Raw genomic sequence first — 9,979 nt, 5'->3', positions numbered from 1 at the left:
CTAAGGGGCAGTCGTTGTCTGGTGCGCCTATGCATTGCAGGAGTCGCTGCCGTTCGTCGTCCCGGGCGCTGTTCTTGGTGGAGGCGTTCTGCACGCCTGGAAGGGACGTCCCTGGCTGGGCCTCGCGACTTTCGTGATCAGCGTGGTTATCGTGCCTTTCCTGCTTCTGCCGGCGCTCGGCATCGGCACGTATGCCGACCTGAGCAACAGACTGTGATCAACCCGCAGCGGGACGGTCTTCCAAGGAGGCCGCGGTGACGTTGACACGACGTTGGCACCCCGAACCCGGGGGCGATGGCGAGAGGTTCCATGACGGAGCCCGTTGGACTGGTGTCACTCGAGGCGGAACTGTGTCCCGACCATCGACCGCGCGGTACACGGCGGTGAGGAGGCGGCGCCATCGGCGACTGCCGGGGAGCGCGGCGGTCATCACGGTGGTTGTGGTGCTCGTGCTCGTGCTCACTACCTCCGGGGCGCTCCTCGGCAAGGGACCGCTGGCGCCGCTTACACAGAGCCTCGGGATCGGCGTCCCCAACCGGCTCCGTCCGGTCGTCGTTCCCCAACAAACGTCGACTGCCTACAACATCCTGAAGATCGACGCCGCCGGCGACCCCGTGACCTACGACCCATGCAAGCCGATCCACTACGTCATCAACCCGGCAGGCGCTCCGCCCGACTACCTGGCCTTCATCCTGCCAGCGATCAACGCCGCCCAGGAGGCATCAGGACTGAACTTCGACTACGACGGCATCAGCGAGGACACGGCCTCTGACCAGCGGAAACGCTTGTCAGAGGCCCTTGCACATACCGGGGTATGGTATCTGTGATCGCGGGTTTCGGACACATCGGCGGGTTCTGGTCCGCAAGCCTGTGACCTGGGAAGACAGTTCTGGCGACACGGGCGCCTGGACGGGTTGCGTCATATACGTGTCCGAGACGCGACCACGCTTCTGGCTCCATCCCTCGTTGCCGCTCGCCAAACTGGACGTTGACCTGCGGGCTCTCGACAGGGTGGGGGGATGTACCACTTCGGACAGAGAGTCCGCTGTCATACACCTTCCGACGACGGTAGTTCGCCTGTCGACCTGGCCTCGCGACAGGTCCTTCACCTGTCCAGGCGCAAACGATCGCTTCGCTCTGTGACGGCTCAGTCGCTCGCCGACCCGCGACCGACGATGGGTCGACTCGCCGCCGCCGTCTAGCTAGGAGCCGTTGCGCGTCGCCCGCTTCGCATCAGCCGCCTCGCGCTGCTCCACGAACCGCGTGGCCTGCTCGTCCAGCTCCGCGATCGCGGCGGCCAGCTCGTCGCGCGCTCGTTCACCCTCCTCGTCGAGACCTTCGAGCTCGAAGAGACGCCACTGCCGGACCAAGGGCATCACGATGTCGTCGTGGTGGATGCGGAGGTCGTAGATGCCGGCCCTCGCCATCTGCACCGCTTTCCGGGCGAAGCCGGGAATGACAGCGCCTGGCATCTGGAAGCCGATGACCTCGTCTGCGATCGCCCGCATCGTCGGCCCCGGCGCGAGCTGCAGAGCGGCGTCCACAATGTTGCGATAGAAGATCATGTGCAGGTTCTCGTCCTTGGCAATGCGGGTGAGCAACCGCTCTGCGATCGGGTCCTTGGTGATCCGGCCGGTGTTGCGGTGCGAAACGCGCGTCGCGAGCTCTTGGAACGAGACGTAGGCGCACACGTGCAACAGCGGCTTGTCTCCGGAGTCGAAGCCGGTCTCCATCGTCAGCATCCGCGCCCGTTCGAGCTCGTCGGGGTCGACGCCTCGCGTGACGAGAAGGTAGTCGCGGATGCAGAAGGCATGCCGGCCTTCCTCGGCCGTCCACCGATTCACCCACTCGCCCCATGCACTCTCTCGGCCGAATGCCCGCTCGACCTCGCGGTGGTAGCTGGGCAGGTTGTCCTCGGTGAGGAGGTTCACCTCCAGCGCCGTACGCGCGATCGGTGAGAGCGTTGACTGTTCGACCGACCACGGCTCGCCGTCGAGCAGAGCGAAGTTTCGGCCGTCGGCCCACGGGACGTACTCATGGGGCATCCATTCCTGCGCCGCCGCCAGGTGCCGGTTGAGGTTGTCCTCGACCGTCGGGGCCAGCTCTTTGAGGAGCGTCGGGGTGTCCATGTCTTGGCTTAGCACTCCCGCTGGGTCCAGGGATAGGTCCGGTCCGTCATCACACCACCGGTAAGGTCTCGTGGTCGGCGGACATGGACGTTGGCGGCGACTATCGCCGCGCCGACCGAGCGCCCACAGGCGGCGGTAGCGCACGGATCGGACGCGTGCAGACCGTCGTCGGGCCAAGTGACCGGTCGCCTTGGCTCTACGGCTGGCAGGGTCCGCACCCTGAAGGCGTCCCTCCAATCGGCGATGCCCACGTCGCAAGCTCGTCGCGCTGACCTCCCGCCTTCGTTGACGTCTCGACCCATGAGTTCCCGTGGGCCTATGGAGACGATCGGTGGGACGAGTTCCACGTCGTCGCGATGGCGCACGAGGTCTTCGACGCCGATGACGCCTACGCCGCGTTCACGGCCTACCTCCACGACTCGACCCTCAGCGGCTACCAGCAGCGCCTACCCTGACCTCGACCCTGCTCATCGGCCTGAGTGAGCCGGATAGGCATGTGCGGAGGTTGCGAGCAAGCGCGAAGCAGTAGGGCTGGCGCCAGCCGGCGTCCGGGCAGCGGTCGTGGTTTGCGGACGCCCCGATGTACTGTCGATGACAGAGCGCCCTTCAGTGGACGTGTGTAGCGCAGTACGCGCGCATCGTTCGCCACTGAGGGGTGCTTGTACTTCGCCTGGTGCGTGACGCCGGGGGTGCCGATCATGATCACCTCCACGGAGCGGCGTTCCTGTCCTTGTGATCATTGAGCCGGCCGAGCTAGACGGTATGAAGCGAGCCTGCGGTAGTGAGGGCGTTCACGCTCCCTAGATTCTCTGCCGGTGGCCCTGGGTGTCAACGTCGTTCATGCTCGCTTCGCTGCGCGTGCTCCACGTTGACACGCTGCGGGCCCCCGACAGCGTCGGCAGCGGAGCGAGGAAGGCCCCCGGTGGTGTGGGCCCCGCCGACCGAGCTTGGGAAGGGGGGTTGCTGGCCGGGGCCTCGCGCACAAGATTCGTGGGTTACCGAGCAGGGGCTGCCTGCTCGGCCTATCCGACAATTGTGGGAGGCCCCGGTGTTCACTGAGCGTACGAGTGTTGGGCTGGACGTGCACGCCAGATCGGTCGCGGCGGCAGGAATCGACGGCGTGACCGGTGAGTTGTTCCAAACCAGGCTCACCCCGGACTATGACGACATCACCGGCTGGCTTCAAGGTCTGCCCGGACCGGTCGCGGTGGCCTATGAGGCCGGCCCGACCGGGTTCGGCCTGTGCCGGCACCTGGTCGCGAGCGGGATCAGGTGCGAGGTGGTCGCGCCCTCGAAGCTGCAGAGGCCGGCCGGGGATCGGGTCAAGACCGATGCCAAGGACGCCCTGCATCTGGCCCGGCTGCTGCGCCTGGACGAGATCGTCTCGGTCGCGATCCCGACCCTCGACCAAGAAGCCGCCCGAGACCTGGTCCGAGCCCGCGAGGATGCTCGCGGCGACCTGATGCGTGCCCGGCACCGGCTCTCCAAGCTGCTGCTACGGCACGGGATCGTCTACTACGGCGGCAACGCCTGGACCGGCAAGCACGACCAATGGCTGCGCGGCCACGCCGCTGGCCAACTGGGATCGGCCGCGACGCGGTTGACGTTCGACTCCGACTATGAGGCCGTCGTGAGCATCACCGCTCGCCGAGACCGGCTCGATGGGCAGATCGCCGTGCTGGCCGCCGACTCCGAATACACCCCGATCGTGCGGCGCCTGGGCTGCCTGCGAGGGATCGGGACCTTGACCGGGTTCGCGCTCGCGGTCGAGGTCGGCGACTGGAACAGGTTCACCGGCAACTCGATCGGCTCCTTTGTCGGGCTGGTCCCCACCGAGTACTCCTCCGGAGGGAACCGGTCGCAGGGATCGATCACCAAGACCGGCAACACCCACGCCCGCCGGCTGCTGGTCGAGGCCGCCTGGCACCACCGGCCCCGCTACACCCTCGGCGCGACCCTGCGGGCTCGCTGGGACCTCGCTTCGGCCGCAGCCCGGGTCCGTGGCGACGAGGGCAACCGCAGACTCCACCAGCGCTGGGTGAAGTTCATCGACCGCAACAAGCGCAACACCACCGCTGACGTCGCGATCGCTCGCGAGCTCGCCGGCTGGTGCTGGTCCCTGGCCGTGCTCGAGGCACCCACCGCGGACGGCTAAGACCCCCCACCGACTGCTTCGCCGACCAGTTCCGGCTGGTGGCAGCGCGTGGAGCAAACCCGCGACCGTACTATGAGCAGCCCTCCGGGGCGACGCTCGGCACTAGACAAGCACGATCCGCTCCAGCCGAACCACCCGTCCTGCGGTAGCCAACCCGCGAATATCAGTCTGACCCGCGACGTCGCCAACGACACGCTCACCAGACCCGCGAACACGCCAGCGAAGCACGTAGGCGCCCGCCACGACAAGCCAGCCGCGGTGGGCGCCTCACCACGCCCTCTTGACAAACAGCCCCTACATATCAGAACGGCGCCCGGGTCAGCCGCTCAGCCACGACGCGCCTCCTTGCTCGACACGGATGTCACGAGGCCACGGTCCTGCTCGCCGGCACCGCGCTAGCCCGACAACAACCGGACCCGAAGGAACCACGGTCACGGCGTCACCTAGAGCGACCACGGTCCTGCATCACGTTCGTCGTCGCTCTGAGCAGGAACGGTGGGGTTAAGGCCCCGCTTCTCCAGTGCGCGGATCGCCCGCGCCAGTGCGCGCGCCTGACGGTCGAGAAGGCGAACGGCCGGCGCTCGAGGCTCGGAGTACGGCGCCAGACGTGCCCGATCTCGCAGCGCATCACTCTCGGCACGAGCCAAGGTCGGGTAGACCTGCGGGTCGGAGTCGAGTCCCTCGCGCTGTCGGGCAAGCTCGGCTGCCACCAACCGGATGGCGGCCAGCTCGACAGGGTCGAGCCGGCTCAGGGTGCTCGGCCGGCGCGGTCGCAGCCATACACGATCCGCCCAGGTCGGAGCGATCGCCATCGACGCCTGCGTGAGAGCGTGCTGCAGCGAACGGGCATAGCCGCTGTAGAGACCGACCCAGACCACCAGGTCGTGCAGAGCCTCGCGACGGGCGGCCGGGTTGATCCCGACGTCGTAGGGCGCCACCGGGTTCGCCGTCGCGATACCGATCAGCGGCAGCATCGCTGTCGACTTCGACAACGTGCGCAACCGCGCCGGGTCCGGCGGCTCGGTGGCGTCCGTGAGTCCGAGGCGCTCGGTGAGGTCGGCGCGCGTCACCTCCAGCGCGGCACGGAAACGCACGCGCCGCTTCTCCGGCAGGTGCCCGGCGAGGAAGTGCGCATAGGTCAGCAGCAGGTAGGCATGCAGCTCGACGTCATCGATCTGGGGCTCGGGAAGGGCCTCGGGTACGGCGATCTCACCGCTCAGGCTGCCGAACAGGGCACGCCCGACGGCCGTGGCGACGGTCGTGGAGCCGAGGTAGTTCGCCATCGGGTGTCGCGCGGCCGGCAGGCCGATGTCGAGCACCCAGGGGAATCGGTGGGAGATGCCGCGCATGCCGGTGACGGGATCCGCGCCGCCCCACACATTGAGCCACCAGGCGAGGTGCGGCGGGGGCTCGCGCAGCACCTCGAGCCGGTCGCTGCCCTTGTGCAGGCCGAGATGGCCGGCTGGTGAGCCGAGGGTGACCATCCCGACGACCTCGATGCCGGCGGGCAACCGGGTGATCAGGTCGGCGGCGAGGATGCTGCCCAGGCTGTGAGCGAGCAGCACGATCGGGCCGGACTCGGGAAGGGCGGCGAGCACCCGGTGGAGCGTGTTGGCCCGGGTCGCATCGTCCTCGAGATAGCGCCGTGCCTGCGGAAGCACCTTCATCACCGCCGGCACCGTCTCTGCCGCCAGCGGTGTCATTCTCCCCGCGGTGTGGGCGCCGAGCGCACCCTCGAGGTCGGCTGTCGCTCGCTCCACGCGCCACCGCACCTCATCACGCGCATCTCCCCTCAGGGGTCGGACCGTCTGCGGCGGCAGCGGGTGATGCTCGTCGCTGGGGTAGCGCAGGGTGTTGGGGTACTTCGGGGCACGGCACTCGACACCGTCGAGGCCCGGGTAGCCCGCCGCCCGCAACGCGGCATCCAACACATCGCGCCAAGCGTCGTCGTGATCGGCGCCGATGCCGTGGAGGTAGACCAGGGTGGGTGTCATGAGGCTCCCCATCATGCCGCCCTGACTCCGGCCCGGTCGCCTTTTTGGTCGTGCGGCAGATCGGCCTTGGTGGAGGATGCGGCCATGGCAATCACGAACCACGACGCCCATCGCATCGCACGCGAGCAGGGCGTCAGTGGGCCGCTCTACCTGATCGTGAAGCACGCCGCGGCGCTGCTGTTCCGGATCCTGTGCGGCTTCACTGCGACCGGGACGCAGAACGTGCCCAAGCACGGGCCAGTCGTGATCGTGCCGAACCACAAGTCCTTCTGGGACCCGTTCTTCGTCGCGATAGCGCTGCGTCGACCCGTGCACTTCATGGGGAAGGCCGAGCACTTCGACGGACCACTCGCCAAGGTGTTCTTGCGGCTCGGTGCCTTCCCTGTCCGTCGCGGCGAGTCCGACGCCGAGGCCCTCGAGACCGCCCGCGCCATCCTGCGACGAGGCGATGCGCTCGCTCTCTTCCCGGAGGGCACCCGCGTCCGGGACGAGGGCCTGGGTACGCCGAAGCGCGGTGCTGCCCGGCTCGCGATCGAGGCCGGCGCACCGCTGGTGCCGGCGACGATCACCGGCACCGAGAAGCGCCGCTGGCCGCTCCCGCGGCGTGTCCGCCTGGTGTTCGGCACGCCCGTGTCCGTCGCCGGCCTGTCGGCGACACCGGAGGACGCCGGCGACGCGATCGAGGCGGCCTGGCCGCAGGTCACCGAGGAGTACAACCGCTGGCAGAACCGGCCCACCCTCATCGCCGCCATGCTCGCCGCCGTCGGGCTGGGTGCATGGGTAGTCAAGAAGAGGATCGAGAAGTAGCGCTTTGCTGACGCCAGAGGAGAACGGCGGCCGGGGACCGGAATCCGGCCGGGAGCCTGGTGGCCGACGTAGTGTTGAAGTGACTGGCCGGCGATGAAGCCTCCACCCGGACGCATGTCCCGGCCGAGAGGCGGGCGTCATGTCGACGTCGAACGGTCCCATCCTTGTGTCTGCGATCGAGACGCCGAGTCGTGGCCCGCTGCGGCTTCGCATGGCCGAGCATCCCGGCAGGAACTACCTCGACGGCGGTTGGTGGCCCCAGAGCCGGGACTTGTCGGTGGAGCTGGCCGACCTGGTCGACCACTTCCCCGCGGAGTTCGGCCGCATCGTCCGCGCCGTGATCTCCCCGCCAGACTGGGATCCCGCGCCGCGGCGCATCCCGGTCATTCGTGGCTTCGTCAAGGTCGGGTCGTTCCCCCGCGACGACACCCACCTCATCAACATCAAGACCTTAGACCGGACAGTGCTGCGCGTGCTCGTCGTCCCGCCCGACTACACCCGCGACCAAGGCGAGGAGGCCCTCCTGGCCGCGGCGACCACCGGCAATGCTCACTCGGCCATCGATCTCCTGGACGAGGTCACCCAATACCCCGACGTCGACCCGAGGGATCACTGGACCGACGACGGCGGGTCCTGATGTGGGTTCGTCCCGTCCGCGACGCTTTGTCGGATCAGGCGCATTGACCGGTACACTCTCGGCGGTCCCTTCTACGGTGAAGGAGTCCTTGTTGGCGGGCGACCCCGTTCAGCCCGGACCTCACCGGCGATGGTCGCTCGGCGACGTCACGCTGAAACGGGCGCTGCCCAAACCGTCCATGAGCCAGCCGTCGGTGGTGACGTCGATCTTTAGTCTGAGCCCGTCGACCCGGAGCCCGTGCACCCCGAGAGGGAGGTATCGGTCAGGGACCGACGGCGCACACACGACCTGCCCGTGCGGGGCGTCGGGATCGAAGCGCAGCAGGGTGCGGAGGAACAAGAGCGGAGCGGCGGCGGCCCACGCCTGGGGCGAACACGAGGTCGGGTAGGGAACCGGGGAAGGGAAGTCGTCGCGGTCGAAGCCACTGAACAGCTCAGGTAGTCGGTGGCCGAAGTGGCTGGCGGCGTCCAGGAGGCCGGTGATGACGCGCTGGGCGTGGTCCACGAACCCGTAGCGCATCAGGCCCGCGGCGCACAGGGCGTTGTCATGAGGCCACACCGAGCCGTTGTGGTAGCCCATCGGGTTGAAGCGGTCCATGCTCGTCGCCAGCGTGCGGATGCCCCAGCCGGTGAACAGCTCGGGTGAGAGCAGGTGGTCCGCGACGGCATCGGCCTTGTCGTCGTCGACGATCCCGGTCCACAGGCAGTGCCCCATGTTGGACGTCAGGCTGTCGATCTGTTGCTTGTCGCCGTCCAACCCGACGGCGAACCACCCGCGGTCGGCGATCCAGAACGCCTCGTTGAACCGGCGCTTGAGGTCGGCCGCCCTGGTGCTCCAGGCGTGATGCCCGACATCGTCGCCTGCGGCCTCGGCCAGGTCGGCGCGAGCCAGGAAGGCGGCGTAGGTGTAGGCCTGCACCTCTGCCAGGGCGATCGGGCCGGTCGGAAGGCGGCCGTCGGCGAAGCTGATCCCGTCCCACGAGTCCTTCCAGCCCTGGTTGACCAGGCCCTGGTCGGTGCCGCGCTGGTATTCCACGAAGCCGTCGCCGTCTCGGTCGCCGACGTTCTCGATCCAGTCCAGCGCCCGGTCGGCATGGGGGAGGAGTTCCTCGATGACGGTGGGGTCGCCGCCCCAGCGGGCCAGCTCGCCGAGGAGCATGACGAACAGCGAGGTCGCGTCGGCGGTGCCGTAGTAGACACGGCTTCCGCCCAGCGTGAGGTCGACCGCCGTGTGGCCGAACCGGATCTCGTGGAGGATTCGTCCGGGCTGCTCCTCGGTGAGGGCGTCGGTCAGGGCGCCTTGGTGGTCCGCGAGGGTCTGGAGGGTACCCACGGTCAGGCTGCTGTCGAGCGGTAACAGCATCCACGACGTCAGGATCGAGTCGCGCCCGAAGAGCGCCATGAACCACGGTGCGCCGGCAGCGACCACGGCGCGGTCGGGGTGCTTCTCGTCGAAGATCCGGAGCGCGCCGAGGTCCTCGACGCTCCGTTCCAGGACAGCGGACAGCACGGGATCCCCGGTGGTCAGCTCAGGGATGCCGTGGCGCCACTGGTAGAGCCGGCGGGCCGGCTGCACGTAGGCAAGCGGGTCGCCTGGCTCCTGGCGGCCCGCGAGCCGAACGCCGTCGACGACGGGCGCCACGTGCACGGTGACGACGTATTCGCTGCGGGCCGGGATGGCCACGTTCCAGCTCAACGCCTGCGGCGTGAGGTCAGGGTCGCCGTCCGCTCGCACGTGCACGCCGGGATGGTGGTTGCCGAGGGTCCGCGACAGGCTGATGCCGTCGTCGTTCACCACCCGCGCGATGTGATCGGGAGGTGACGTGCGGCCGTCCTTGACCTCGAACAGATCGACGAAGTCCGCGTCGATGCCCAACCGGAGCACACCTGCGGCCTCGACGGCGGCCAGGTTGCGCAGCGTGATCCGCTCGCTCATACCGAGACCGATGTGACGGCTTCGCACGACCAACATCGTGCTGTCGGCCAGACCGACGGCCGGAGGAATCCGACCGAGGTACGTCGCGTGGTACGGCTCGAGCCGTTGCACGTCGAGCAGGCTGGGGGTGACCCCGTCGAAGGTCAGCGTCCACCGTGACAGCACCCGTGTGTCCCGGACGAAGAGGCCCTGAGCCCCGGATGCCCGGATGTCCCCTCCCGGCTCGCTGATGCAGAACGTGGTGCCCTCGAGCAGGGTGACGGTGTCCGCACCGCCGGACTCGCTGGCGGGCTCGGAGCCGGACGTCCAGGGCGACGTCACC

General features: G+C 68.5%; 8 protein-coding genes. 5 read left to right on the top strand and 3 right to left on the bottom strand.

Translation table 11 applies throughout. From position 1 onward, the window contains the following. The first annotated feature begins 34 nt into the window (after positions 1-34). Positions 35-217 carry a hypothetical protein gene (locus ACYQ1K_RS21555; RefSeq protein ID WP_459985356.1) on the top strand — a complete coding sequence of 61 codons (183 nt, stop codon included), beginning with the start codon at positions 35-37 and terminating at the stop codon, positions 215-217. Between the two features lie 226 nt (positions 218-443). Further along, positions 444-827 carry a hypothetical protein gene (locus ACYQ1K_RS21550; protein WP_459985355.1) on the top strand — a complete coding sequence of 128 codons (384 nt, stop codon included), beginning with the start codon at positions 444-446 and terminating at the stop codon, positions 825-827. A 375-nt stretch (positions 828-1,202) separates the two neighbouring features. Here the strand turns inward: ACYQ1K_RS21550 and ACYQ1K_RS21545 are convergent, their stop codons facing one another. Further along, complete coding sequence (locus ACYQ1K_RS21545) at positions 1,203-2,129, bottom strand: acyl-ACP desaturase (RefSeq protein ID WP_459985354.1); 927 nt, start codon at positions 2,127-2,129, stop codon at positions 1,203-1,205. Between the two features lie 1,048 nt (positions 2,130-3,177). Here ACYQ1K_RS21545 and ACYQ1K_RS21540 point away from each other — a divergent pair. Further along, positions 3,178-4,284: an IS110 family RNA-guided transposase gene (locus tag ACYQ1K_RS21540; protein WP_459985353.1), complete on the top strand. Its 1,107-nt coding sequence runs from the start codon at positions 3,178-3,180 to the stop codon at positions 4,282-4,284. A gap of 443 nt (positions 4,285-4,727) precedes the next feature. On the opposite strand, the gene ACYQ1K_RS21535 is transcribed toward ACYQ1K_RS21540, so the two are convergent. After that, positions 4,728-6,278, bottom strand: a complete 1,551-nt coding sequence (locus tag ACYQ1K_RS21535) for a hypothetical protein (RefSeq protein WP_459985352.1) — start codon at positions 6,276-6,278, stop codon at positions 4,728-4,730. Between the two features lie 84 nt (positions 6,279-6,362). Between ACYQ1K_RS21535 and ACYQ1K_RS21530 the strand changes: the two genes are divergently transcribed. Next, complete coding sequence (locus ACYQ1K_RS21530) at positions 6,363-7,085, top strand: lysophospholipid acyltransferase family protein (protein WP_459985351.1); 723 nt, start codon at positions 6,363-6,365, stop codon at positions 7,083-7,085. 139 nt (positions 7,086-7,224) lie between these two features. Then, positions 7,225-7,722 (top strand): DUF5994 family protein, encoded by a 498-nt coding sequence (locus ACYQ1K_RS21525; RefSeq protein ID WP_459985348.1) that lies wholly within the window; start codon positions 7,225-7,227, stop codon positions 7,720-7,722. Positions 7,723-7,842: 120 nt separating this feature from the next. Here ACYQ1K_RS21525 and ACYQ1K_RS21520 read toward each other — a convergent pair whose 3' ends face one another. Further along, on the bottom strand, positions 7,843-9,978 hold the full coding sequence (locus ACYQ1K_RS21520; RefSeq protein ID WP_459985347.1) for an amylo-alpha-1,6-glucosidase: 2,136 nt from the start codon (positions 9,976-9,978) through the stop codon (positions 7,843-7,845). Position 9,979: the final 1 nt, after the last annotated feature.

The sequence above is a fragment of the Nocardioides sp. AN3 genome (assembly GCF_054653495.1).
This window is presented reverse-complemented; position numbering and strand designations above follow the sequence as displayed.

What these genes read in the sequence shown, in the direction of transcription:
- ACYQ1K_RS21545 (WP_459985354.1), bottom strand. Translation starts at nt 2,129, where the DNA reads ATGGACACCCCGACGCTCCTCAAAGAGCTGGCCCCGACGGTCGAGGAC.
- ACYQ1K_RS21535 (WP_459985352.1), bottom strand. Translation starts at nt 6,278, where the DNA reads ATGACACCCACCCTGGTCTACCTCCACGGCATCGGCGCCGATCACGAC.
- ACYQ1K_RS21530 (WP_459985351.1), top strand. Translation starts at nt 6,363, where the DNA reads ATGGCAATCACGAACCACGACGCCCATCGCATCGCACGCGAGCAGGGC.
- ACYQ1K_RS21525 (WP_459985348.1), top strand. Translation starts at nt 7,225, where the DNA reads ATGTCGACGTCGAACGGTCCCATCCTTGTGTCTGCGATCGAGACGCCG.